At 66.3% G+C, this 24,770-nt stretch carries 21 protein-coding genes and 1 pseudogene; 8 read left to right on the top strand and 14 right to left on the bottom strand.

What is annotated here, in order from left to right; all coding sequences use genetic code 11:
* Together recC and B3E91_RS20025 are read right to left on the bottom strand one after the other, a co-directional pair.
* Positions 1–2,357, bottom strand: a pseudogene (gene recC / locus B3E91_RS20030) (exodeoxyribonuclease V subunit gamma); the annotation flags it as partial.
* 69 nt (positions 2,358–2,426) lie between these two features.
* Positions 2,427–2,978, bottom strand: coding sequence for a DUF1003 domain-containing protein (locus tag B3E91_RS20025; RefSeq protein WP_273231084.1), 552 nt, complete (start codon positions 2,976–2,978; stop codon positions 2,427–2,429).
* A 118-nt stretch (positions 2,979–3,096) separates the two neighbouring features.
* On the opposite strand from B3E91_RS20025, the gene B3E91_RS20020 reads away from it, so the two are divergent.
* Together B3E91_RS20020 and B3E91_RS20015 are read left to right on the top strand one after the other, a co-directional pair.
* Positions 3,097–4,209 carry a PilT/PilU family type 4a pilus ATPase gene (locus B3E91_RS20020; protein ID WP_282344607.1) on the top strand — a complete coding sequence of 371 codons (1,113 nt, stop codon included), beginning with the start codon at positions 3,097–3,099 and terminating at the stop codon, positions 4,207–4,209.
* Between the two features lie 172 nt (positions 4,210–4,381).
* On the top strand, positions 4,382–6,106 hold the full coding sequence (locus B3E91_RS20015; RefSeq protein WP_286785817.1) for a Na/Pi cotransporter family protein: 1,725 nt from the start codon (positions 4,382–4,384) through the stop codon (positions 6,104–6,106).
* Between the two features lie 60 nt (positions 6,107–6,166).
* On the opposite strand, the gene B3E91_RS20010 is transcribed toward B3E91_RS20015, so the two are convergent.
* The gene (locus B3E91_RS20010; RefSeq protein WP_287031131.1) at positions 6,167–6,670 is read right to left on the bottom strand and encodes a hypothetical protein; all 504 of its coding nucleotides are present in this window, start codon (positions 6,668–6,670) and stop codon (positions 6,167–6,169) included.
* Here B3E91_RS20010 and B3E91_RS20005 point away from each other — a divergent pair.
* On the top strand, positions 6,647–8,902 hold the full coding sequence (locus B3E91_RS20005; RefSeq protein ID WP_287031130.1) for a putative bifunctional diguanylate cyclase/phosphodiesterase: 2,256 nt from the start codon (positions 6,647–6,649) through the stop codon (positions 8,900–8,902). The two genes, B3E91_RS20010 and B3E91_RS20005, sit on opposite strands and share 24 nt — an antisense overlap.
* 127 nt (positions 8,903–9,029) lie before the next feature.
* Here B3E91_RS20005 and B3E91_RS20000 read toward each other — a convergent pair whose 3' ends face one another.
* Positions 9,030–10,259, bottom strand: a complete 1,230-nt coding sequence (locus B3E91_RS20000; protein ID WP_287031129.1) for a nucleoside recognition domain-containing protein — start codon at positions 10,257–10,259, stop codon at positions 9,030–9,032.
* Positions 10,260–10,368: 109 nt separating this feature from the next.
* Between B3E91_RS20000 and wrbA the strand changes: the two genes are divergently transcribed.
* Positions 10,369–10,965, top strand: coding sequence for an NAD(P)H:quinone oxidoreductase (wrbA, locus tag B3E91_RS19995; RefSeq protein WP_287031128.1), 597 nt, complete (start codon positions 10,369–10,371; stop codon positions 10,963–10,965).
* Between the two features lie 320 nt (positions 10,966–11,285).
* Here the strand turns inward: wrbA and B3E91_RS19990 are convergent, their stop codons facing one another.
* From B3E91_RS19990 to B3E91_RS19975, 4 genes are all read right to left on the bottom strand, one after another.
* A complete protein-coding gene (locus tag B3E91_RS19990) occupies positions 11,286–11,453 on the bottom strand; it encodes a DUF1328 domain-containing protein (RefSeq protein WP_090224448.1) in 168 nt (55 codons plus the stop codon).
* A 38-nt stretch (positions 11,454–11,491) separates the two neighbouring features.
* Positions 11,492–11,647: a hypothetical protein gene (locus B3E91_RS19985; protein ID WP_175534273.1), complete on the bottom strand. Its 156-nt coding sequence runs from the start codon at positions 11,645–11,647 to the stop codon at positions 11,492–11,494.
* 41 nt (positions 11,648–11,688) lie between these two features.
* The gene (locus tag B3E91_RS19980) at positions 11,689–11,982 is read right to left on the bottom strand and encodes a hypothetical protein (RefSeq protein WP_287031127.1); all 294 of its coding nucleotides are present in this window, start codon (positions 11,980–11,982) and stop codon (positions 11,689–11,691) included.
* Positions 11,983–12,205: 223 nt separating this feature from the next.
* Positions 12,206–12,640 (bottom strand): ferritin-like domain-containing protein, encoded by a 435-nt coding sequence (locus B3E91_RS19975; protein ID WP_287031126.1) that lies wholly within the window; start codon positions 12,638–12,640, stop codon positions 12,206–12,208.
* Between the two features lie 373 nt (positions 12,641–13,013).
* On the opposite strand from B3E91_RS19975, the gene algB reads away from it, so the two are divergent.
* Together algB and B3E91_RS19965 are read left to right on the top strand one after the other, a co-directional pair.
* Positions 13,014–14,363 (top strand): sigma-54-dependent response regulator transcription factor AlgB, encoded by a 1,350-nt coding sequence (gene algB, locus B3E91_RS19970; RefSeq protein WP_273231058.1) that lies wholly within the window; start codon positions 13,014–13,016, stop codon positions 14,361–14,363.
* Positions 14,360–16,147 carry an ATP-binding protein gene (locus B3E91_RS19965; RefSeq protein WP_090224455.1) on the top strand — a complete coding sequence of 596 codons (1,788 nt, stop codon included), beginning with the start codon at positions 14,360–14,362 and terminating at the stop codon, positions 16,145–16,147. Before algB ends, B3E91_RS19965 begins: the two co-directional genes overlap by 4 nt.
* Positions 16,148–16,153: 6 nt before the next feature.
* On the opposite strand, the gene B3E91_RS19960 is transcribed toward B3E91_RS19965, so the two are convergent.
* Entirely contained in the window at positions 16,154–16,942 is a 789-nt protein-coding gene (locus B3E91_RS19960; RefSeq protein ID WP_273231053.1) for an N-acetylmuramoyl-L-alanine amidase, read from the bottom strand.
* 245 nt (positions 16,943–17,187) lie between these two features.
* Here B3E91_RS19960 and B3E91_RS19955 point away from each other — a divergent pair, with 245 nt between their 5' ends.
* Entirely contained in the window at positions 17,188–18,660 is a 1,473-nt protein-coding gene (locus B3E91_RS19955; protein ID WP_287031125.1) for a DASH family cryptochrome, read from the top strand.
* On the opposite strand, the gene B3E91_RS19950 is transcribed toward B3E91_RS19955, so the two are convergent.
* The 4 genes from B3E91_RS19950 to B3E91_RS19935 form a co-directional block, all read right to left on the bottom strand.
* Entirely contained in the window at positions 18,615–20,555 is a 1,941-nt protein-coding gene (locus B3E91_RS19950; protein WP_287031124.1) for a diguanylate cyclase, read from the bottom strand. The genes B3E91_RS19955 and B3E91_RS19950 overlap by 46 nt on opposite strands.
* Positions 20,552–21,430, bottom strand: a complete 879-nt coding sequence (locus B3E91_RS19945; protein WP_273231047.1) for an endonuclease/exonuclease/phosphatase family protein — start codon at positions 21,428–21,430, stop codon at positions 20,552–20,554. Before B3E91_RS19945 ends, B3E91_RS19950 begins: the two co-directional genes overlap by 4 nt.
* A gap of 22 nt (positions 21,431–21,452) precedes the next feature.
* The gene (locus B3E91_RS19940) at positions 21,453–22,082 is read right to left on the bottom strand and encodes a thiol:disulfide interchange protein DsbA/DsbL (protein ID WP_273231045.1); all 630 of its coding nucleotides are present in this window, start codon (positions 22,080–22,082) and stop codon (positions 21,453–21,455) included.
* A 142-nt stretch (positions 22,083–22,224) separates the two neighbouring features.
* Positions 22,225–22,857, bottom strand: coding sequence for a c-type cytochrome (locus B3E91_RS19935; RefSeq protein WP_273231044.1), 633 nt, complete (start codon positions 22,855–22,857; stop codon positions 22,225–22,227).
* A gap of 289 nt (positions 22,858–23,146) precedes the next feature.
* On the opposite strand from B3E91_RS19935, the gene yihA reads away from it, so the two are divergent.
* Positions 23,147–23,800 (top strand): ribosome biogenesis GTP-binding protein YihA/YsxC, encoded by a 654-nt coding sequence (gene yihA / locus B3E91_RS19930; protein ID WP_273231042.1) that lies wholly within the window; start codon positions 23,147–23,149, stop codon positions 23,798–23,800.
* 211 nt (positions 23,801–24,011) lie between these two features.
* Here yihA and B3E91_RS19925 read toward each other — a convergent pair.
* On the bottom strand, positions 24,012–24,770 hold a 759-nt coding region (locus B3E91_RS19925; protein WP_287031123.1), incomplete at its 5' end, for a DNA polymerase.

Here is a 24,770-nt window from a genome sequence, read left to right as displayed (position 1 = left end):
AAGGGCGGCGGGCTCAGCAGCGGGGCCTCGGCCAGGCGTTGCGCGGCGCGGAACCAAGAACCGGAGAAGCCCAGCTGCTGGCCGGCTTGCTGGAAGTTGCCCGGCGCGAAGGGTTGCAGCGGGTGCGCGACGGTGATCGCGGCGCTGGCCTTGCCATTCGGCGCAACGGCGGTGATGTCGACGGCCTCGAGCAGCTCGCTGACCAGCACCGAGGGCGGCAGCACGGCGTTGTCGCGCGGGTCGCGGCCGACGTAGCTGAGGTACAGCCCGTCGCGCGCCGAGAGCAGGGTTTCCAGCAGCAGGTAGCGGTCGTCGAGGCGCCGCGCGCGGTCGCCCCGGCGCGGTTTCTTGCCGATCAGGTCGAAGCCGGCCACCGGCGTGCGACGCGGCAGCGCGCCGTCGTCCAGGCCGAGCAGGCAGACCTGGCGGAACGGCAGGCTGCGCATCGGCACCATGGTGCAGAAGGTCACCGCGCCGGTAAGGAAACCCGAGGCGCCGCCACCGGCCTCCAGCGCGGCGCCGAGCTGCTGGCGCACCAGGGCCAGCTCCAGCGGGCGGACGATGCCGGCATCCGCGGCCTGGCGTGCCAGCGCAGCGCAGGCCTGGCTGAGCAAGAGCAGGGTGTCGCCGGCTTCGCGCTCGTCGAACAGGCTGTCGATCAGCCCCTGCAGGTCGAGCGCCCAGTCGGCCAGGGGACGCGCGCGCTGCAGGCGTTCGGCCAGGCCGGCGAGCGTGCCGACGAAGGCGCAGAGGCGCCCGAGCAGTTGCCCGCGCGCGCCTTCCAGGGCGTCCAGCGGCAGGCTGTCGCCGAGCAGCGGAAGTGCCTCGCCGGCCAGTTGGGGCGGCGCGGCGAAGCCCAGCAGCAGGCGGTCCAGGCCCTGGGCCCAGGTGAAGGCGTTGTCGTCCGGCAGACCGAGCGCCCGGCGGTGCTCGCCGTCGCGGCCCCAGCGCACGCCGGCGTCGCGCAGCCAGTCGCGCAGCAGCGGCAGGTCTTCGGCCTCGATGCCGGCGCGCCGCGCGATGGCCGGTTGCTCCAGCCAGGCCAGCACGTCCTCAGCGGCGAAGCGGCTTTCCGGCAGCGCGAGCAGTTCGAGGAAGGCTTCCAGCAGCGGCAGCTCGGCGCGCAGGCTGCGGTCGGCGAGGCTGAACGGAATGCGCGGGGAGGCCTGCCGCGACGCGCCGGTGCGCGAGGCGAACACCGCCTCGACGTAGGGCGCGTAGCGTTCGATGTCCGGGGTCAGCACCACCACCTGGTCCGGCGTCAGGCCGGGGTCGGCGGCGAAGCGCGCGAGCAACTGGTCGTGGAGGATTTCCACTTCGCGCAGCGGCGAATGGGCGACGTGCAGCTCCAGCGAACGGTCGTCCGCGCGCAGCGCGATGCGCTCGTCGGCCTGGCGCGTACGCAGGCGCAGGATGTCGTGCTGCAAAGCGTGCAGCAGGCTGTCGTCGACGAGATCGGCGTCTTCCGAATAGAGCCCGGTCTCCTGGCTGCCGTCGGCCGACGCCAGGCTGAACAGGCTGTCGAAGAAGTCCCTCCCTTGCTTGCCGAGGCTGGCCAGCAGCGGGTGGCCGACATCCAGATACCATTCATCCGGGCTCAGCTCCGGCTGTTTCGCCAGCTCGCGGATGTCGCGGATATCACCCCAGGCCTCGCGGCACGGGTTGAGGGCGAACAGCACCACCTCGGTGTGCCGGCCCAGGGCCTCGAGCACGCGCAGGTGATGCGGCGGCAGCGAACTGATGCCGAACACCAGCAGGCGCTCGGGCAGGTCGGCGAGGGGCGCGGGGTCGTACAGGCGTTGCAGCAGGTCGTCGAGCAGACGCGCACGGTGCGGGTGGCCGTCGGCGGTCAGCTCGCGCCAGAGCAGCGCCTGCCAGGCTTCGTCGGGGCCGAGGTCGCACAACGCGCCGCGCTCCCAGGCCGCCAGCCAGTCGTCGCGATAGAGCAGGTACTGGTCGAACACGTCGGCGATCTTCGCCGCCAGCGACAATCGCCGGCGTTCGTCGCCACCCTCGAGGTAACGCTGCAGGCGCTCGGCGCGCTGCAGGTTGGCCGGCTCGCAGAGCCAGTCGTAGAGACGCCAGGTCAGCGTCACCGTGGTGAACGCCGACTGTTCCGGCAACTGGCCGAGCACCTGGCGCGAGAGGTCCCAGACGAACGCCGCCGGCAGCTTTACCTCCAGTTGCATGGCGATGCCCTGCTCGCGCGCCAGTTGCAGCGTCAGCCAGCGCCCGATGCCCTGGCTCGGCACCACCACGCGCGCCGGCGCGAAGGGGTCGCGTTGCGGCTGGGCGAGCAGGCGCGTGGCCAGGGCGCCGAGGGTTTCCAGATCGGGAGCGTGGTAGAGGTTGAGCATGGATGCGCGGTCTGCCGGGGGAATGCCTAGGTTATCAGTTCACCGCCGGTTCACGTCGCCGCGAGCCGATCAGGCCTGCCGCTGCGCCAGCCGCTCCAGCAGTTCGATCTGCTGCGCCTGCATCGCCACCAGTTCGCGCCACTGGGTTTCGCGCAGGGCGTCGACCTTCTCGTGTAGCAGCATGATTTCCAGCTCGGCCTTGAGGTTGACCTCGTAGTCGTGCTCGGCGTTGATGCGGTCCTTCTCCGCCTGGCGGTTCTGCGACATCAGGATCAGCGGCGCCTGTATCGAGGCCAGCATCGACAGGAACAGGTTGAGGAGGATGTACGGATAGGCGTCGAAGGCAGCGTCGTAGCGGACCAGGATCAGCGAGTTGAGCCCGACCCAGACCACGATCAGCCCGATGAACGAGAGGATGAACGCCCAGGAACCGCCGAAACTGGCGATGGCATCCGCGGCGCGCTGGCCAAAGCTGGCGGCATCCTCCTCTTCCTGCGCGGTGTTACGCGCGATCGGCGTGTGCCTGGCGAGGTGACGGGCAACGCGCTGGGCGTTTTCGTCGAGTTCGCCATAGGGCGCGCCGAGCAGGTTGCGGGCGACTTCTTCGTACTTGTGCTGCATGGTTTCCTCGCGGTGCAACGATGGGGGCGGTGCGGCGCCTGCGTCGAATTGCGCCGCGGCGTCACCTGCACGATCATGCGCCTCCGATCCCCGGAAGCGCAGCAGGAGCAACGACGAAATGGACGATCACAGCGTCCCCGATCAGGAGATCCACACCCTGCTGCGCCAACTGGCCGAGCGCGGCGGCTCGGACATGTTCTTCAGCGTCGGCGCGCCGCCGCACCTGAAGGTCGACGGCAATTCCGTGGCGCTGGAAGCCCCGGTTCTTGGGCCCGGAGCGGTACGCCAACTGGCCTACGCGCTGATGAATCCGGCGCAGGTCGCCGAGTTCGAGCGCGAGTTGGAGCTCAACCTGGCGGTGAGCGTGCCGCAGGTCGGGCGCTTCCGCGCCAACGTCTACCTGCAGCGCGGCGAGGTCGGCATGGTCGTGCGCCATGTGAAGAGCGATATCCCGGCGCTCGCCACGCTGGGCCTGCCTGCACCGCTGGAGCGCCTAGCGCTGTTCGACCGCGGCCTGATCCTGGTGGTCGGCGCGGCCGGTTCCGGCAAGTCGACCACTCTCGCCTCCCTCCTCGACCACCGCAACGCGCGCAAGGGCGGGCACATCCTCTGCATCGAGGACCCCATCGAGTTCATCCACTCGCACAAGCGCTCGCTGGTCGACCAGCGCGAGGTCGGACTGGACACCCACAGCTTCGCCGCCGCGCTGCGCAACGTGCTGCGCGAGGCGCCGGACGTGATCATGCTCGGCGAGGTACGTGACGCCGAATGCATGCAGCACGCCCTGCACTACGCCGAGACCGGCCACCTGTGCGTCGCTACGCTGCACGCCACCAGCAGCCTGCAGGCGATCGAGCGGGTGGTGCACTTCTTCCCCGAGGGCGCGCGCAAGCAGGTCCTCGCCGACCTCTCGCAGAACCTCCTGGCGATCGTCGCCCAGCGCTTGATTCCTGGGCTGCGGCAGCGCCGCGTGCTGGCCGTGGAGCTGCTCCTGGCGACCCCGCACCTGCGCGACCTGATCAAGCGCGACGAACTGGGCGAACTCAGGGACGCCATCGGCAGCGCGCCGGAAAGCGGCCTGCAGACCTTCGACCAGCACCTCTTCGCGTTGCAGCAATCCGGGGCGATCAGTCTCGAACAGGCGTTGAAGAATGCCGAGTCGCGCACCGACCTTGCGCTGCGCATCCGCCTGGATGGCAACGCGCCGGACGCCGATGGACTCGGCGGCTGAGCCGGCACGGCATCCAACGCACTGAAACTTTCCTGTAATAATCGCCCCGCCGGCCGTGCCATGAAGCGAACCCGGGAGTCGTTATCCTGTCCACCCAAAGGTATCCGCCGCGCCTGCTCGCTCAGGCGACCCGGCATTTCCGACGCACATCGATCGCCAGGGAGGCCGTCTTATGCTGACCTTGCTCAATCTGCTTTCCGCCATCGCGTTGCTGGTGTGGGGCACGCACATCGTGCGTACCGGCATCCTGCGCGTGTTCGGCTCGCAGTTGCGGCGCATCCTCAGCCACAGCATCAACCGCCTTCCGCTGGCCTTCGCCGCCGGCATCGGCGTCACCGCATTGGTGCAGAGCAGCAACGCCACCGCCCTTCTGGCGACCTCGTTCGTCAGCCAGGGCCTGATGGCGCTGGCGCCGGCGCTGACCATCATGCTCGGCGCCGACGTCGGCACGGCGCTGATGGCCCGGGTACTGACCTTCGATCTGTCCTGGCTGTCGCCGCTGCTGATCTTCGCCGGTGTCCTGCTGTTCCTCTCGCGCAAGCAGACCCGGATCGGCCAGCTCGGCCGCGCCTTCATCGGCCTCGGCCTGATCATCCTGGCGCTGCAGCTGATCGTCGCCGCCGCCCTGCCGATCACCGAATCGCGCGGTATCAAGGTGCTGTTCGCCTCGCTCACCGGCGACCTGCTGCTGGACGCGATGGTCGGCGCGCTGCTGGCGATGGCCACCTACTCCAGCCTGGCCGCCGTTCTGCTCACCGCGACCCTGGCCAGCGCCGGGCTGATCAGCCTGCCGGTGGCGATCGGCCTGGTGATCGGCGCCAACATCGGCAGCGGCGTGCTGGCGTTCCTCAACAGCAGCATGCAATCCGCCGCCGGCCGCCGCGTGGCGCTGGGCAGCCTGCTCTACAAGCTGCTCGGCCTGCTGCTGGTGTCGCCGCTGCTGCATCCGCTGGTGAACTGGATGAACGAGCAGCAGACCTTCGAGGCGGCGAATCTGGTGATCGGTTTCCACCTGGTCTACAACACCCTGCGCTGCCTGCTGATGCTGCCCACGGTGCGCTGGATGGCGCGCCTGTGCACGCTGCTGCTGCCGGAAAAACACCTCGACAACGGCGTCGCCCGGCCGCGCCACCTGGACCGCAGCGCGCTGGAAACGCCGAGCCTGGCGCTGTCCAACGCGGTGCGCGAAACCCTGCGCATCGGCGACCTGGTGGACCACATGCTGGTCCGCCTGCAAGAGGTGCTGCAGCGTGACGAGCAGGCCTCGGGCCAGGAAATCCGCCGCCTCGACGACGACGTCGACGCCCTCTACAACGCAGTCAAGCTGTACCTGGCGCAAATCCCCCGCGAAGCCATGGCCGATGCGGACGCCCGGCGCTGGGCAGAAATCATCGAGCTGGCGGTGAACCTCGAACACGCCGGCGACACCATCGAGCACATGCTCGGCAAACTGCAGCATCACAAGACGGCGCGGCGCCATTCGTTCTCCGAAAAGGGCCTGGAAGAACTCAACGAGATGCACGAGCAGCTGCTGGCCAATCTGCGCCTGGGGCTTTCCGTGTTCCTCTCCGGCGACCGCCAGGGCGCCCGCCAGCTGCTGCGCGAGAAGCGCCGCTTCCGCGTGCGCGAACGGCGCCTGGCCCACGCCCACGTCGAACGCCTGAGCCAGCAGGTAGTGCAGAGCATCGAAACCAGCTCGCTGCACCTGGAGCTGATCGCCGACATGAAGCGCCTCAACTCGTTCTTCTGCAGCAGCGCCTACGCGGTGCTCGAGGATGGCGAAACCGGCGCCCTGCCGAGCGAGGGGGCGGACCCGTTCAGCCCGCCGCATCCCACGCAGGACGCGGCCGACGCGGCCGATATCGAGCCCCCGAAGGCAGGCGGCGAGCGGGGCTGACCGGGGTCAACGGGCGGGCGTACTGGAGGGATATTCTGTAATGGCCCTTCGCTATGGTCGCTACCGATGCCATGCCAACCCGCTGCACCCGTCCTGCTCGTCTGCGCCCATCCGGAAACGGAGCAGCGCCTTCGTTTGCTCCTGCGCTCGATGGACCTGGATGGCGAAGTGGTCTGCTCGCCGGTGGATTGCAGTCAGGCGCCGCTCTGCCGCTGGTTCGGCGATGCGGGCCTGAACCCAAACGGCGAACTGCACGCTGCCCTTGCCGAAACCGTGGCCGTGCTCGAACGCACCCGGCATTCCTTCAAGTCCCGCGAGCTCGGCGAACTGCGCCGGCAGCTCACGCGACTGCTGGCCGAGTTGTCCGAGACGCATCGAGTAGGTTAAAAGGGCGCCCTTGGTTCCGCATGAGCGGGAATCGGCTTTGCCGGGCAGGACATTCAGGGCCTGAAAGACAGAGTGCCGCGATGGCCACCTTCGAAAGAGGGTGGCCATCGCGGCGCTTTTTTTTTGGGGCTCGAGTTTCCAGGAGAGGATGAAATGAGGCCGGAACAGGAACTTCAAGGCTTATTGAAACGCATCGGCCTGGATCGGCAGGAGATCGAAAACCGCTGCCGCTTCCTTGGCTGGAACGAACAGGACGCGGAGCGTCTGAGCCGCTCGGCAGGCCTGATGGAGGAGCCCCACGCGGCCTTCGTCGAGGCGCTGTACGCGCACATGGTCAAGTTCGACCCGCTGCAGCGGATTCTAAACGACGCGGAAACCCTCAGGCGTCTCAAGCGCAGCCAGTTGAACTACTACCGGCGCCTGTGGATGGGGCCGTACGACCGAGACTACGTGCGCGAGCGGCTGCAGATCGGCCTGGTCCACGAGCGCGTCGGCGTCGAACTCAAGTGGTACATGGGCGCCTATCGCATGTATCTGGACGGCATGACCGACGCACTGTTCACCGAAAGCCCCAACGCGGCGCTCTACCAGAGCATGCTCAAAGCCGTATTCTTCGACATGACGCTGGCGATCGACACCTACACCGCGGCCCAGCGCCAGGCCCTGGAAGACAGCGAGGCGCGCTTCGCCCGCGCGCTGCGTGGCGCCAACGACGGGCTATGGGACTGGGACGTGGTGAACGACCGGCTGTACCTCTCGGAGCGCTGGGCGAGCATGCTCGGCTATGGCCGCGACAGTTTCAGCGAAAGCAGCCAGGGCTGGTTCAGCCGCGTGCACCCGGACGACCTGCCCTCGCTGCGCCAGGCCATCGATGCCCACCTGCGCGACGAAACCGCGTTCCTGCACATGGAGTACCGGATTCGTCGCGCCGACGGCGAGTTCGCCTGGGTGCTGGTCCGCGGCGTGGCCGAGCGGGACCGCCAGGGCGGCCTGCGGATGGCTGGTTCGCAAACCGACGTCAGCCAGCGCAAGGCGGTCGACAGCCAGCTCCGCCACGCCGCCCGGCACGACCCGCTGACCGGCCTGGCCAACCGTACCCGGCTCGACGAATTGCTGCACCAGGCGCTGCAACGCCAGCGCAAGGCCGGCGCCCGCCAGGCCGCGCTGATGTTCATCGACCTCGACCGCTTCAAGCTCATCAACGACAGCCTCGGGCATGCCGCCGGCGACCACGTGCTGATTGAGGTCGCCCACCGGCTGAAACGCTGCCTGCGCCCTGGCGACCACCTCATCCGCTTCGGCGGCGACGAATTCGTGGTGCTGCTCGACGACATGGCTCTGCAGGCCGACGCCGAACAGGTCGCCCAGCGCATGCTGGAAAGCCTCCAGCATCCGCTGCACCTGCGCGAACACGCACTGGTGGTCAGCGCCAGCATCGGCATCGCCCCGCTGCGTGACGAGGGCCGCACACTGGATGCATTGCAGGCAGCCGACCTGGCCCTGTACCGCGCCAAAGCCGCCGGCAAATCGCAGTTCGCCCGCTACAGCGAGGAGCTGCAGGTCGCCGCCCAACACCAGCTGGAGCTGGAGAGCGCGCTGTCGCAGTCGCTGGCCAAGGGTCAATTCGAGGTGCACTACCAGCCGATCTGCCGCATCGACCATGGCCACCCCTACCTGCAGACCGTCGAGGCGCTGGTGCGCTGGCGGCACAAGGGACGCCTGGTAGGGCCGCTGGAGTTCGTCCCGGCGCTGGAGGAGTCCGGCGAGATCGTCCGCGTCGGCGAATGGGTGCTGCGCGAGGCAAGTCGTCAGGTGCGCCGCTGGCAACTGGACGGCCAGGCCCACCTGCGCTGTTCGGTGAACCTGTCGAGCCGGCAACTGGGGCAGATGGATTTCGCCGCGCGGGTCGCCGACATCCTCCGCGAAACCGGCCTGCCGGCAGCCAGCCTGATTCTCGAGATCACCGAAAGCCTGCTGATGGAAGACAGCGCGGAGACCCTCGCCAGCCTGCGCGAGCTGGCCAGCCTGGGCATCCGCCTGGCGCTGGACGACTTCGGCACCGGCTATTCGTCGCTGGGCTACCTGAAGCGCTTCCCGCTGCACATCCTCAAGGTCGACAAGAGCTTCATCAGCGGCACCCCGCACGATCCCGAGCTCACCGCGATCAGCCGGGCGATCATCGGCCTGGGCGCCAGCCTCGGCCTGCAGGTGGTCGCCGAGGGCGTGGAACTGCAGGAACACCTGGACTTCCTCGCCCGCGAAGGCTGCCGCTATGCCCAGGGCTACTGGTTCAGTCGGCCGCAGCCGCCGCAGGAACTGCAGCGGCTGTTCGACAGTGGGGATTGCTTCGAGGGGCGCTGGTCCCTGTTGCCGAGCCCGTCCCAGGCGGCGGGCACCGACGCGCACTGAGCGCCAGCCGACGGGCGGACGAAAACGCCCGGGGAGGCGGCGTCACACGAAAATAGATGGGCCTTCCGGGCATCTCCAAGGCAGCCTGCCGACGCTCAGCCGGTCGTGAACGGCCTGGGGCGCCGGTTCAGCCGAAGAACCAGTAGCAGACCAGGATCGCCGCGACGACCCCGGCAAGGTCCGCCAGCAGCGCGCAGCCTACGGTGTGCCGCGCGCGCTGGATGCCCACCGCGCCTAAGTACACGGCGAGTACGTAGAAGGTGGTTTCGGTGCTGCCCTGCACCGTCGCCGCGATCAGCGCCGGGAAGCTGTCGACGCCCTGGCTCTGCATCGTCTCGATCAGCATCGCCCGCGCCGCGCTGCCGGAGAACGGCTTGACCAGCGCGGTCGGCAGCGCATCGACGAAACGCCCATCCAGCCCCAGCGCGCCGACCAGCCAGCGGATCCCGTCCAGGCCGATGTCCAGCGCACCGGACGCCCGCAGCACGCCCACCGCGCAGAGCATCGCCACCAGATAGGGCAGCAGGCTCCTGGCGACGTCGAAGCCTTCCTTCGCGCCCTCGACGAAGCTCTCGTAGACCGGCACCCGCTTCAGCGCACCGAGCAGCAAAAACAGCATGATCAGGCCGAACAGACAGAGGTTGCCGAGCAACGACGACAGCGCTGCCAGCGCGGTGGCCGAGAGCGTGGCGAGCACGCCCATGAAACCGCCGAGGATCAGCGCGCCCGGCACCAGGTAGGCGAGCACCACTGGGTCCCAGAGCTTCAGGCGCTGCATGAAGGCCACCGAGAACAGCCCGACCAGGGTCGAGGCGCTGGTCGCCAGGAGGATCGGCAGGAACACCAGGGTCGGATCAGGCGCCCCCTGCTGCGCGCGGTACATGAAGATGTTCACCGGCAGCAGGGTCAGCGACGAGGCGTTGAGGACGAGGAACAGAATCTGTGCGTTGCTCGCCACGGTCTGGCTCGGATTGAGCGCCTGCAGCGCGCGCATCGCCTTCAGGCCGATCGGCGTGGCGGCGTTGTCCAGGCCGAGGCCGTTGGCGGCGAAATTGAGGGTGATCAGTCCCAGCGCCGGGTGGCCGGGTGGCACCTCCGGCATCAGCCGGCTGAACAGCGGCCCGAGCATTCGCGCCAGCCAGTCGACCAGCCCGGCCTGCTCGGCGATACGCAGGAAGCCCAGCCACAGCGTCAGCGTGCCGAACAGCAGGATCATCACCTCGACCGACAGCTTGGCCATGGCGAACAGGCTTTCCACCAGCGCGGCGAACACCGCCGCATCGCCGCCGAGCAGCCAGCGCCCAAGCGCGGAAACGGCCGCCACCACGAAAAAGCCCAGCCATAAGCCGTTGAGCATGCAGACCTCCGCACAAACAGGAGGCTGGATGATAGCGGCGCGACACTCCGCGGTCACGGCATGGTCTACCTTGCGTTCTGCTGTCATCCATCACGCGAGGAACCGAAAGATGAAGAAAATCCTGGTGCTCTACTACTCCATGTATGGCCACATCGAGCAGATGGCCGAAGCCGTCGCGCAGGGCGCGCGCAGCGTCGAGGGCGTGGAGGTGACGCTCAAGCGGGTGGCGGAAACCATGCCCGAGGACCTCGCCCGGCAGGCCGGCGCCAAGCTCGACCAGGCTGCACCGCTCGCCATGCCGCAGGAGCTGGCCGACTACGACGCCATCCTGTTCGGCAGCCCGACGCGGTTCGGCAACATGGCCGGGCAGATGCGTACCTTCCTCGACCAGACCGGCGGGCTTTGGGCGAAGGGCGCGTTGATCGGCAAGATCGGCAGCGTGTTCACCTCGACCGGCACGGGCGCGGGCACCGAGACCACCATCACCTCGTTCTGGAACACGCTGGCACACCACGGCATGTTGATCGTCGGCCTGCCCTACAGCGCGCCGGAGCTTTCGGACATCAGCGAAGTGCGCAGCGGCTCGCCCTACGGCGCGGCCACCATCGCCGGGCCGGATGGCTCGCGCAAACCGAGCGAGAAGGAGCTCAGCCTGGCGAAATTCCAGGGCGCGCACGTAGCGAAGCTGACGGTGAGGTTGCAGTAAAAGAGGCGGGAAGCGGCCGAACGGCCTGTACACAAGCAAGATTGAGCTGCCCGCCGGAGTCGATTGACGACTCCGGCGCAGCTTCGCCTGATCCGGCCCGCGAACGGGAGTACTCGCTGTACCCCTAGGTCGCTCCGAATTCACAACATCCAGAGCAACCCGGCCCCCTGATCACATCCGCTGTCGGATGAGTAACGGCTGAAGGCCAGCCGTTTCGCTGATCGATGAATTCCCTTTCGCTCAGCGGGCGACTCCTTCCATGAGTCGCGATTCTCTCGATTGCCGGACTCGGCCGGGCAATCGGGCATTCCAAGTCCGGGTTAGCGCGGCCCGCGCATGCGCCCGAAGATGAACGAAGCCACGAACAACACCAGGAACAGGATGAACAGGATCTTAGCGATTCCAGTAGCAGTGCCGGCAATACCACCGAAGCCGAGAACACCAGCGATGATGGCGATGATCAGGAAGGTTATGGCCCAGCTCAACATAGGATTTTCCTCTTTCTCGTTTTTGATGTTGCTAGCGCTCAGACGACCTCGGGGGTATGTCCGGACGCGGTTACGGTTTCTTCGCGGTCATTGACGTAATGACTCTCCAACAGCGCCTGGCCGACCACGAGTGCACAACTCATCATCAATCCCAGGAACAGCAGGGCAGTGATCACAAAAGCAAGAATCCACATGTCCATCTCCTTTTCGCCGCTCTGCCAGCGATGTCCGTCGGTTAGAAAACGTAGCTTTCCTGCTTCGGCAGTTCGTTCCAGATCTGCTGGCTTTCGCGAGCAGAAGGCTGCGTGGCGGGCTGCAGCGATTCCCGGGTGTACTGCTGCGCAACCTGAGCCTCCACCTGGAGGGACGGTTGCAGACGCTGCACCTGACCCCACGGCGTCTCGACCACGGCCAGACCGGGAGCCTGAACGGCGGCGGTCTGCGGTTTTTCGGTCACTTGGATCAACACCAACGCGGCTACGGCGAACAGTCCTTTGGAGAGGGGCGACTTGAGCAGTTGGTTGTTCATCCTGATTCCTCCGAGCGACTGGTTTCCAGCGCGTTTCAATTTCGTCTGTGACTAACATTGCAGCCGCCGTGCCATCTGCAATTCGTTTTTTTATCCTTTAAAATCAATAACTTATTTAACGTATTCAAGGGCTTTCGGTGGCAATCTGCACGATGGTCCATTTTCCCTTCGTGCGTTTTGCAAGGTCTTACAGCAATCGGGCATCCGTGCCCGAATGTCGCAGTCAGGCAAGGCTCTTCCTCAGCGCGCTCATGCGCGCGTGGCAGGCACGGAGCTTCGGCAGCTCGAGGCCAAGCAGCGCCTGGACGTCCACGTCCGCGTCCTTGAGCGCGTCTTCGTAGGCCGCGAGGATGCGGTCCTCGGTGGCCTCGAGTTGGGTGACATAGGTCGCGTCCTTGTCCGAGGCCATGCCGGCACGCGCGTCGGCGTAGGCTTCGCGGAACCTGCCGAACAACGTGCCGCCCTGCGCGGGATGCTCTTCATTGGCCGACACCTTCACCGCCAGCGCCTGGATGACGGCGCTCTTAACCTGCGCCATCTCCTCGAACACCTGTAGCAGTTCGGGACTTTTCACTTCGCTCAGGGCATGGCGGTAGAAGCGCTCGCCATCACGGGTGATCTCGATGAGCTCGTTGAGGGTGTGGGTCTTGTCGTTCATGGCCGTTCTCCGGAGAAAGCGCCAGGCAGGCGCGGAACAGGCCCGGATCTCATGGGTCGCCGCAGCGGGCGGAGGGTGTCGCGTGACCGGGCCAGGTCGAGCGAGGGATGAATCGCTCCATTCGGCCTTGTGGTCGCAATCGACATGCCACGCCCTGCCAATTAAATCTCTTTACTATTCAATAGCTTGGCAAGACAGAGGAAGTTATCTTCATGCACGCTGCAGGATAAGGCACTATCGACCGTGCAACTTGCACGGCAATTTCGGGACTAAGCAGACGCCGAGCTGCAGAAAACGAGAAAAAAGCAGCCGCTGCGATGCGCATCGAGCGCATCCGGGACATAGCCGAGCGCGTTGAACGGGGAGTATGAAAGTGGAAAACAAGATCGAGGCCAGCGGCCGCATTCTCCTGGTGGATGACGAGGCGGCCATCCTGCGCACCTTCCGTTACTGCCTGGAAGACGAGGGCTACACCGTGGCCACCGCCAACAGCGCGGCGCAGGCCGACTCGCTGTTGCAACGGCAGGTGTTCGACCTGTGCTTCCTCGACCTGCGCCTGGGCGAGGACAACGGGCTCGACGTGCTGCAACAGATGAAGGTACAGGCGCCGTGGATGCGCGTGGTGATCGTCACCGCCCACTCGGCGATCGATACCGCGGTGGACGCCATGCAGCTGGGCGCGGCGGACTACCTGGTGAAGCCGTGCAGCCCCGACCAGTTGCGCCTCGCCGCGGCCAAGCAACTGGAAGTCCGCCAGCTCGCCGCCCGCCTGGAAGCCCTGGAAGGCGAAGTGCGCCAGCGCAGCAACGGCCTGGGCTCGAACAGCCCGGCGATGATGAAAGTGCTGGAAACCGCGCGCCAGGTCGCCGATACCGACGCCAACATCCTGATCCTCGGCGAATCCGGCACCGGCAAGGGCGAACTGGCCCGCGCCATTCACGGCTGGAGCCGCCGGGCGAAAAAGACCTGCGTTACCATCAACTGCCCGTCGCTGTCCGCCGAGCTGATGGAAAGCGAGCTGTTCGGCCATAACCGCGGTGCCTTCACCGGCGCCACCGAGAACACCCTCGGCCGGGTCAGCCAGGCGGACGGTGGCACGCTGTTCCTCGACGAGATCGGCGATTTCCCGCTGATCCTCCAGCCCAAGCTGCTGCGTTTCATCCAGGACAAGGAATACGAGCGCGTCGGCGATCCGGTGACCCGCCGCGCCGACGTGCGCATTCTCGCCGCGACCAACCTGAACCTCGAGGACATGGTCCGCGAGGGACGCTTCCGCGAAGACCTGCTCTACCGCCTCAACGTCATCACCCTTAACCTGCCGCCGCTGCGCGAGCGCCCGGAAGACGTGCTGCAACTGGCGGAGAGCTTCCTCTCGCAGTTCGTCAAGAGCTACGGCCGCCCGGCGCGCGCCTTCAGCGCCGAGGCCAGCGATGCGCTGACCAGCTATTCGTGGCCCGGCAACGTGCGCGAGCTGCGCAACGTGATCGAGCGCGCCAGCATCATCTGCCCGCAGGAATACGTCGAAGTCAGTCACCTCGGCATGAGCACCCACAGCGGTGGCAACAGCGCGCCGCGCGTTGGTGAATCGCTGAGCCTGGAACAGTTGGAGAAAGCCCACATCGCCGCGGTGATGGCCACCAGCGAGACCCTCGACCAGGCCGCCAGAACCCTGGGCATCGACGCCTCGACGCTGTATCGGAAGCGCAAACAGTACGGCCTATGAAAGCCATCATGAATCTGCGTGCCCGGCTGTTCCTGGGCATTTCCTCGCTGATGACCCTGGCCCTGCTCGGCCTGTGCCTGGGCGTATTCAGCGTGATCCAGATGGCGCAGTCGCAGGACCAGCTGATCCGCAGCAACTTCGTGGTCATCGAAGTCGCCCAGCAGCTTCGCCAGAACCTCGGCAACCAGCTGGCGCTGTTGCTGGAGCGGCCGGTGCAGACGCAGAGGCTGGAGCAGATCCGCAGCGATTTCCAGCGCACCCTGGACGATGCCATCAAGCACAACGCCAAGGGTCCGGATGTCGAGCAATTGCAGCTCGCGCGCGACGAGTTCGACGCCTACAACGCCTTCCTCGACCAGCCTGGCCAGCCGCTCCAGGGCTTCACCGGCAATCCGGCGTTCAGCAAGGCCTACACCCAGCTGCGCGATCACCTGGTAAAGATGCAGCAGGACGCCCTGGGCGACATGCGCAGCGAAGGCGCACACGCACGCAACCGCTCGATCCTGATCGCCATCCTGCTCGGCCTGATCGGCCTGGCCGTGCTGGTGCTCGGCTACATCACCGCGCACAGCTTCGCGCGGCGTTTCAGCGCGCCGATCGAGGGCCTGTCGAAAGCCGCCGACCAGATTGGTCAGGGCGACTTCAACGTGGTCCTGCCGGTGTCGCCGATCGCCGAAATGTCCACCCTGATCCGCCGCTTCGGCCTGATGACCGAAGCGCTGCGCGAGCTCAAGGAAACCAACGTCGAGGCCCTGCTGCGCGGCCAGCAGCGCCTGCAGGCCCTGCTCGACAGCATCGACGACGGTCTTCTGATCATCGACCAGCGCGGTCAGATCGAACACGCCAACCCGGTCTCCCAGCGCCAGCTGGCCTGGAGCAACGAGCACATCGGCCTCAGCCTGGGCGAGGCACTCAACCAGCCGGCCCTGGACGATGCCGTGCACAAGGTACTCGGCGACCAGCCGCTGGAGGCACCGCAGGACGACCTGGTGATAGAGGCTGGCGGCGAGACCCGGCTGCTCGCCTGGCGTCTGTCGAACATCAGCGATGCCCAGGGCCGCACGGTGGGCGCGGTGCTGATCCTGCGCGACGTGACCAGCCAGCGCGCCTTCGAGCGGGTGCGCAACGAGTTCGTCCTGCGCGCCTCCCACGAATTGCGCACTCCGGTCACCGGCATGCACATGGCCTTCGGCCTGCTCCGCGAGCGCCTGAAATTCGGCCCGGAGAGCCGCGAGAGCGATCTGATCCAGACGGTCGACGAGGAGATGCGCCGACTGGTCCGCCTGATCAACGACCTGCTGAATTTCTCGCGCTACCAGAGCGGACAGCAGAAGCTGGAGCTACGCCCCTGCGATGTCGGCGAGCTGCTGGAAAACGTCCGCCTGCGCTTCGCTGGCCAGGCCGCCGAGCAGCAGGTGTCGCTGGAGCTGGACATGCAGTTGCCGCTGCCCACCGTGCAGATCGATCGTCCGCAGATGGAACGGGTATTCGACAACCTGCTCGACAACGCCCTGCGCTATACGCCTGCCGGCGGCAGCATTCGCCTGCAGGCACGGCGCCATGGCGAGCGGGTGATTCTCAGCGTGGAGGACACCGGCGAGGGCATTCCCTACAGCCAGCAATCGCGGATTTTCGAGCCTTTCGTGCAGATCGGCCGCAAGCAGGGCGGCGCCGGTCTCGGCCTGGCGCTGTGCAAGGAAATCGCGCGGCTGCACGGCGGCCGCCTCGGCGTGCACTCGCGCCTCGGCCAGGGCACGGTGTTCTATCTGGCGCTGCCGATCTGAGGCCACTCAGGGCCGCGCGCGCGCCTGGTTCAGGCTGAGCAGCAGCGCGGCGGTCTGCGCGTCCGGCTCGCCGTCGAAGCGGGTCGGCCGGTACTTCATCTGAAACGCCCCGATCACCTTGCGCGTGGGACCGTCCAGCACGCCGTGCTGGGGCACTTCGTAGCCCTGCACGGCGAGCTGTTGCTGCCACCAGAGCACCGACGGCAACGCCTGCGCGAACTGGGCCTGATAGCGCGCCACCAGGCCCGCGTCCGGCCAGGGCACCAGCCCGGCATCGGCCAGGCGCTTCCACGGAAACATCGGCCCCGGGTCGGTCTTGCGCTGCGGCGCGATATCGCTGTGGCCGATGATGCTGCCCAGCGGCAGGTCGTGGCGCTTGACGATGTCCTTGAGCAGCACGATCAGCGCATCGATCTGCGCATCGTCGTAGGGAATCCAGCGCAAGGTACCGTCCGGCTGCTCCTCGAAGCCCGGGTTCACCAGCTCGATGCCGATACTGCTGGCGTTGAGCCAGGTACGCCCCTGCCACTGGCTGACACCGGCGTGCCAGGCGCGGCGATTCTCATCCACCAGGCGATAGGTTTTCACCGGGCTGGTGCTGATCAGGTAATGCGCACTGACCTCGCCCTGGGTCAGCATGGCCAGCGAGCGTGGCAGATCGACGGAGGTGTAGTGGACCACCACGTACTGGATGCGGCTGTTCTGCCCCGTCGAGGTGAACGAGGTGTCGAGGCGCGGGCCGCTGCTGCAACCGGCGAGAAGGAAAAGGGCAAGCAAAACGGCTGAACACTTCATGGCGAAACGACGGCGACAGTGAAAAGAGTCGAACAGCATAACCACTCTAAGGCGCCCCGGCAGCTTTCCGGGCGAACGCTCGAAACGGCATCCCCGGCAAAAACCTCGACCTTTTGGCATTTCCACGTGCCGCTCGGCGGATGCGGTTGTTTGCCGCGGAACACCAGGCTGTTATAGAAGCTCTATTTCAGCGAAGCGGCGTTTGCGACGAACTCGCGCGCTGATCAGCTAAGGACGACGAACGTATGCGCCGCGCATTGCTCTGGTTCAAACAGGATCTCAGGCTCGATGACCATCCGGCGTTGTGGGCGGGCATGGAGGCGGACGAACTGATCCCGGTGTTCATCCTGGACCCCAAGTGGGTCAGGAGCGGACCGCTGGGCGCGCGTCGCCTGGGCGTTCATCGCGCCCGTTTTCTTCTCGAAAGCATCACCGCCCTGGACAACTCGCTGCGCGCGTTGGGATCGCGGCTACTGCTGTTGCCCGGCCATCCCGAAGACGTGATTCCCGATCTGGTCCAGCGCCTGGATATCCAGGAAGTGCTGACGCTGGAAGAGATCGCACCGGAAGAGCTCACCCAGCTGGCGGAGGTGCGTTCGCGCCTGGGCCATGTGCGCCTGCGTGAATTCCAGGGCAACTCGCTGTTCCGCATGGAAGAGCTGCTCAAGGGCCTGGAGCAGATGCCGCAGGTCTACAGCGAGTTCTGCCGGGTCGTCGAGCAGCGCCTGCCGGTGTTCCAGCCACGTCCGGTGCCGCGCAGCCTGCCGGTCTTCCCGCAGGCGGCGCAGGACATGCTGCTGCCGATGCCCACGCTGTCGCAACTGGGCCTGGGCGAGCCGCTCAGCGTGCCGAACAGCGCCTTCCCCTTCGCCGGTGGCGAGCCGGCGGCGCAATCGCGCCTGCGCGACTACCTCTGGGAACGCCAGGGTGTGCGCAACTACATCGAAAACCGCCACGGGCTGATCGGCACCGAGTACTCCTCGAAGCTCTCGCCCTGGCTGGCCAACGGCAGCCTGTCGCCGAGGCGGGTCGCGGCCGAGCTGCGTCGCCACGAATCGCGCTACGGCCGCAACGAGTCCACCCACTGCCTGTGGCAGAAACTGCTCTGGCGCGAATTCTTCCGCCTGACCCTGGAGCGCCACGGCCAGGCGTTGTTCGAGCCCGGCGGCGTGAAAGCGACCGCTCGCGCGCCGGACAAGATCGACGAACGCTTCCAGCAGTGGTGCCAGGGACGCACCGGGATGCCGATCGTCGATGCCAACATGCGCGAACTGGCCGACACCGGGTTCATGTCGTACTGCGGCCGGCAGATCGTCGCCAGTTACCTGGTTCACGACCTGAAGCAGGACTGGCGCCACGGCGCCGCCTGGTTCGAGGAACACCAGCTCGATTACGACCCGGCGAGCAGCTGGGGCAACTGGGCCTACATCGCCGGTTACGCCAGCGATCCGAAGCGCAGCGACACCTTCAACGCCCTGCGCAAGGCGCGCGACCTCGATCCGGAGGGCACCTACGTCAGCCTGTGGCTGCCGGAATTGCGCGTGGTTTCGCCGCAGCTGCGGCACACGCCGTTCCTGCTGCCCTTGCTGCAACTGGAGATGATCGACTATCCACGCCTGTCGAAAGTCCCGGAATCCTGGACCGACTACCTGCCCAATGCCGAGGAGCAGTTCTACGGCGTACCCAATGAGGACAAGGAGTCGTTGCAGGCGTCATAGCGCTCGTTCTCGATACGATTGCGCCCACCACGCTTGGCGCGATACAGCGCCTGGTCTGCGCGCTCGAAGACCTGTTCGGCGACCTCGCCCGCGTTATACGCGGCAAGACCGCCGGACAACGTGATCGTTACCGGTTGCCCCTTGAAGTGGAACGGACAGGCCTCGATGGCCGTGCGCAGGACGTCGAGCAGCTTGAGCCCGCCTTCCATCGGCGTGGAAGGCATCAGCAGCACGAACTCCTCACCGCCGAAGCGCGCGATGAAATCGGTCACCCGCACCCGCTTGGCCAACTCGCCGGCGATGATCTTCAGCACCTTGTCACCGGCGAGGTGGCCATACTCGTCGTTGATCCGCTTGAAGTGGTCGATATCCAGCACCGCCATCAGCAGCTCGCCCCCATAGCGTTGCCAGCGCGCGCCCTCGATTTCCAGACGCTCGTTCCACGCCGCCCGGTTGGGTAGACCGGTGAGCGCGTCGACCAGCGCCTTCTGCCGCTGCTCTTCGAGGTTCTCGCGAAAGCCCTTGGCTTCCTGAGCCATGCTGGCGACCCGCTCGACCAGCGTCTGCAGCCGGCCGGCGATCTGCTCCTCGCGCTGGTCGCGCTGGCGCTGGTACTCGTCCATGGTATGGAGCAGCCCTTCGAGGCGGCTTTCGATCACCTGCTTGAGGCCGGACAGATCGTTCGCTTCCTGCACGCTGCTGTGCAGTCCGGTGACCTGCTGGCGCAAGTCGCTGTCCAGCTCGCGCGCAGACGCCAGGCCATCGACGTAACCCTCCTGGGCGTCCACCAGGCTGCCCTGGAAGCTCGCCAGGCGCTCGTTGAGCTGCCGGAGATACACCTCGAACTCGTGCTGCCCGCTGCCGACCACGGCCTGCATCAGCACGGCCAGGTCCTCCAGCGCCGGAACCAGCTCATACCAGTTGAGGCCGCCGCGAATCCGCTCGGCGAGCGCCGCGGACTGCGCGTGATGGCTCTCGGGCAACGGCAGTTCGTCGAGCATGCCCAGCAGGATCGCCTCGACCCGCGCCGCGATGACGATATAGGCCGGCTCGCTCTGCGCCGGCAGCGCATAGGCGGGATCGGCCGGCTCGAGTATCGCGGCGGCCATCGGCAGGCTGTCGAGGTGCATGCGCGGAAGGCCGACTCCCGCGGTCACTTTCGGCTGGGCCGGCAGCGCCTGGGCGACCGCCTCGGCATCCGGTTCGACCAGCGGCAGGGACTCTTCGGCAGACGGCGCCGTAAGCTCATCCGCGAGCGCCGCGCCCCCGGCGGAAATCGGCTGCGGCGCGACAGTGGCCTCCGCGGCAGGCTCGCCAGGAGCACGCGGCGGACTCTCGACCGGCCCTTCATCGGTATCGGCCGCATCGACGGGGTCACGCGTGCCGAACAACCGCTGCAACAGGCCGGGACGCTCCTTCTCGTCGTTTTCCAGCTGGGTCAGCGCCTGGCGTTGCAGGTCGCTGAGTTCGATCATCAGCGCCGGCAACTCGCGTGTTTGCCCGGCGCGCTCTTCGATGCCACGGGCGAACCGCTTCAACGCCTTGCGCACGTCGCGGGGCAATGGCAGCTGCTGCAACTGGGTAACCAGCGAGGCCAGCGCGCCGTTGAGCTGGCCGACGCGTTCCCCGCGGCGGCGCTCGGAATCGAGCACGGCCTTTTCCAGGCGCGGAATCAGCGCCGCCAGGCTGGCATCGAAGTCATCGCGACGAACGATCTCGCGCAACTCCTGCATGCACTGGTCGACGCCGCGGTCGCTGCCCTCGGCGGCGAGGCTGCTGCGCACCAGGCCGCGGCGCAGCAGATCGAGGCGAACCTCCCAGCGCTTCTCGAGCCGCTCCTGCTGCTCGAGGCTTTCCAGGTACTTGTCTTTCCAGCGCTGAAGATCGTCGCTCATGGTTCCACCGGTGTGGACGGACGCGGCACCAGCGCAGAATCGCCACCGAGGCTGCTCGGCAGGCGGATTTCGACGGCGACCGGCAAGTGGTCGGAAATGGCCTGGCTCAGCACTTCCACCCGTTCGAGAGCGAGGCCGGGGCTGAGCAGGATGTGGTCCAGGCAACGCACCGGGCGCCAGCTCGGGAAGGTCGCCTCGACCTGCGGCGCCAGCAGCCCGAGATCACGCAGCGGCGAATGTTCGATCAGGTCGGCGGCGAGGGTGTTCATGTCGCCCATGAGGACCTGGTGGCGATAGCCGCCGATCAGCTCGCGGATGTAGGCGAGTTGGCGGGATCGCGTCTTCGGCCCCAACGACAGGTGCATCATCACCACGACCAACGCGTCCTCGCCTTCGCCGAAGCGCATGAGAATCGCGCCGCGACCGGGCGGGCCGGGCAGCGGGTGGTCTTCGAGCTGGCTGGGGTTCAGCCGGCTGAGCAACCCGTTGCTGTGCTGGGCGAATCGTCCGAGGTTGCGGTTGAGCTGCTGGTACCAGTAGGGAAACTTGCCCAGCCGGGCAAGGTGTTCGACCTGGTTGACGTAGCCCGAGCGCAGGCTGCCGCCATCGACTTCCTGCAGGGCCACCAGGTCGTAACCATCGAGCAGCGCGCCGATGCGCTGCAGGTTCAGCGCCCGTCCGCCGTGCGGCAGCAGGTGCTGCCAGCTGCGGGTCAGGTAGTGGTGATAACGGGCGGTGCTGATTCCGACCTGGATATTGAAGCTGAGCAGGCGCAGGCGTCCGTCAGCCGGCAGGCCGTTGGACGAGAGAAAATGCGGGTTGACCTGCGCATTGCACAGGCTGACCGCGCGTTCGGAACTCCAGCGCCGCAACATGCCACGCTCCCGCGCGCGCCGCTCAACGTGCGGCACGCTCCTTCTCGATCAGGAAGTCGGCCAGTTTCAGCGTTTGCTCCGGGCCACCCGCGGTGCCCAGGTCGAAACGGTACTTGCCATTCACGACCATGGTCGGCACACCGGTGATCTGGTAGGCCATGGCCAGCTTCTTGTCCTTCTCCATCTGGCTCTTCACGCCGAAGGAGTTGAAGGTCTTCAGGAAGGCTTCCTTGTCGACACCCTGGTCGGCGAGGAAGTCGGCCATCTCGTCTTCGTCGGCAAGCTTCTTGCCTTCCTTGTGGATCGCGGCGAACACGGCGTCATGCACCTTGGCTTCCACGCCCATGGCTTCGAGGGTAATGAACAGCTGGCCGTGCACGTTCCACACGCCACCGAACATGGCGGGTACGCGAACGAAGTTCACGTCGTCCGGCAGCTTCTTCGCCCACGGGGTGATCGTAGGCTCGAACTGGTAGCAGTGCGGGCAGCCGTACCAGAACAGCTCGACCACTTCGATCTTGCCGGGCTTGGATACCGGTACCGGGTTGCTCAGCTCGACGTACTGCTTGCCAGCCTCCGGCTCGGCGGCCTGGGCGAGCCCGCCGATCAGACCCGCGGTGGCGAAAACGGCGCTGAGGATCAGGTTACGCATGCATGACTCCTTGGGTTTCATAGCCGCCCACGGCGGGCCTGGCTTCGACCGAGGGAAACGGTTCGGGTTCGAGCTATTGTAGCGGCGCCGGAAACGAAAAAGGGTGGCCATCGCCACCCTTTTTCCTACCCTTCGGCCGGCGTCAGTGCAGACCCTGGATGTAGCTGGATACCGCTTCGATATCCTTGTTGCTGAGCTTGGCGGCGATACCGCGCATGATCATGGTGTCGCCGTCGTTGGTGCGATTGCCTTCGCGGAAGTCGGTCAACTGCTTGGCGACATAGGCGGCATGCTGGCCACCGAGATGCGGGAAGCCGGCGGCGAAGTTGCCGCTGCCGTCGGGCGAATGGCAACCGGTGCACGCCGGCATGCCGTCAGCTACCTTGCCACCCCGGAACAGCGCCTCGCCCTGCTTGACCAGCGCCGGATCGGCAGCGCCGATGGCGATCTTCTGGCTGGAGAAATAGGCGGCGATGTCGGCCAGATCCTGATCGTTGAAGCCCTCCAGCAACCCGGTCATCTCCAGCACCTTGCGGCCGGTACCCGGTTCGGCGGTCGGCGAGGTGCCGGCCTTGATGTCTTTCAACTGCTTCAGCAGGTAGCGCTCACCCTGGCCAGCCAGCTTCGGGAAGTTGGGCGCAGGGCTGTTGCCGTCCGCACCATGGCAGGCACCACAGACAGCGGCCTTGCCCTGGCCGGCAGCGGCATCACCCGCAGCGTGGGCCATACCGGTGATGCCCAGGGTCAACAGCAGACTCACGAGTACTTTGTTCATCAGCTAATCCAATTACGGCTAAGGTTGAAAGAGTTATGGACCGGGCTCATGGCGCACAAATGGGACCAGACAAGCCTCGGCTTTGCAGTCCATGCACAACCCGCGAGGCGGCATACAGCGAGACCGCCATGAGGTTCGCGTCTTGTCGCGCGAATCCATGGATCGACGTGAACTCACCCCCGTGCAACAGGATGAAAGCGCACACAAAATCTGCGGCATTATATACTGGCGTCGCCGAAACGGAAACGAAACCGCCTCCTGCGACACCCGGTCGCACTCTGGAAAACCCATGTCATTCAAGAACCCGATTCTCGGTCTGTGCCAACAGGCCGCCTTCCTCATCAGCGCAGCAAAAGTCGACCAATGTCCTGCGGACGAAGGTCTGGAAGTGGCGTTCGCCGGGCGCTCCAATGCCGGCAAGTCGAGCGCGCTGAACACCCTCACCCATGCCAGCCTGGCGCGCACCTCGAAGACACCGGGGCGTACCCAGTTGCTGAACTTCTTCAGCCTCGACGAGCATCGGCGCCTGGTCGACCTGCCCGGCTACGGCTACGCCAAGGTGCCGATCCCGCTCAAGCAGCACTGGCAGAAACACCTGGAAGCCTACCTGAGCAGCCGCAACAGCCTGGCCGGGCTGATCCTGATGATGGACATCCGCCATCCGCTCACCGACTTCGACCGGATGATGCTCGACTGGGCCACCGCCAGCCGCATGCCGATGCACATCCTGCTGACCAAGGCCGACAAGCTCGCCTACGGCGCGGCAAAGAACGCCCTGCTCAAGGTGCAGCGCGATATCCAGCAGGGCTGGGGCAAGGACGTGGTGAGCATCCAGCTGTTCTCGGCGCCCAAACGCCAGGGCATCGAGGAGGCGCAGCTGGTGCTTGCGCAATGGCTGGGGCTGCTGGACGACGAGGAAGGGGACGACCAGCCTGAGGAATAGGCCGTGGTCGAAATGCGCGCGAAAAAAAACCTCGAACTTCGTATGGGGAGGGAGAAGTTCGAGGTTTAAGTCCGGACCGCTAGGGCGGGGTCCAGATATCTGCCAACACTAAAACACAACAAGGAGCATTGAACGGCTTCACCCATTCAGAATCTGTGACCGGCCAGCTCCGGAAAAAGTTCCCGCCCGGGGCGCGAACCCGGGCCTGGAATCAGTGCGCTTCGTCCCAGTTGGCGCCGACGCCGGCCTCCACCAGCAGCGGCACGTCGAGCGTCGCGGCGCCGCTCATCAGCGCGCGGACCTTGTCGCGAACCGTGTCGATCAGGTCTTCGCGCACTTCCAGCACCAGTTCATCGTGCACCTGCAGGATCACCCGGGCGTCCAGCCCGGATTCGTCCAGCCAGGCCTGCACCGCCACCATCGCGCGCTTCATGATGTCCGCCGCCGTGCCCTGCATCGGCGCGTTGATCGCCGTGCGTTCGGCCGCCTTGCGCAGGCCCTGGTTCTTCGCGTGGATTTCCGGCAGGTACAGGCGCCGGCCGAACAGCGTCTCCACGTAGCCCTGGTCGCTGGCCTGCTCGCGGGTGCGTTCCATGTAGGCGAGCACGCCCGGATAGCGGGTGAAGTAGCGGTCGATGTAGGCCTGCGACTGCTTGCGGTCGACGCCGATCTGCTTGGCCAGGCCGAAGGCGCTCATGCCGTAGATCAGCCCGAAGTTGATCGCCTTGGCGCTGCGCCGCTGCTCGTTGGTCACTTCGTCCAGGCTCACGCCCATGACTTCGGCGGCCGTCGCGCGGTGCACGTCGAGGTCGTTGCGGAAGGCGTGCAGCAACCCTTCGTCCTGCGCCAGGTGGGCCATGATGCGCAGCTCGATCTGCGAGTAGTCCGCCGCCAGCAGCCTGTAGCCGGGCGCGGCGATGAACGCCTGGCGGATGCGCCGCCCCTCGGCGGTGCGGATCGGGATGTTCTG

The sequence above is a fragment of the Pseudomonas sp. UBA6310 genome (assembly GCF_002438225.1).
Classification (GTDB): Bacteria; Pseudomonadota; Gammaproteobacteria; order Pseudomonadales; family Pseudomonadaceae; genus Pseudomonas_O; species Pseudomonas_O kuykendallii.
This window is presented reverse-complemented; position numbering and strand designations above follow the sequence as displayed.